The following is a 242-nucleotide window of genomic DNA, read 5'->3' as shown; positions in this document are numbered from 1 at the left end:
AACAAATACAGTGTTACATACTTTAGCAATCGCCAATGAAGCTGGTGTGGATTATGACTTAGAACGTATTAATGAAATTGCTAAAAAAACACCTTACTTATCAAAAATTGCGCCTAGCTCATCATATTCTATGCATGATGTACACCAAGCTGGTGGTGTACCAGCCATTATCAATGAATTAATGAAGAAAGATGGTACATTACATCCTGATCGATTAACAGTAACTGGTAAAACATTAAGAG

The 242-nt window shown here is 34.7% G+C and carries 1 protein-coding gene; it reads left to right on the top strand.

The window, feature by feature from the left end:
* A partial coding sequence (locus AC6UD2_RS06875) for a dihydroxy-acid dehydratase domain-containing protein (RefSeq protein ID WP_500698446.1) occupies nt 1-242 on the top strand: 242 nt, incomplete at both ends.

The organism is Fructilactobacillus sp. X2R5C2 (assembly GCF_059901375.1).
Note: the sequence above shows the minus strand (reverse complement) of the source record. Positions and strands in the feature narration are given on the sequence as shown.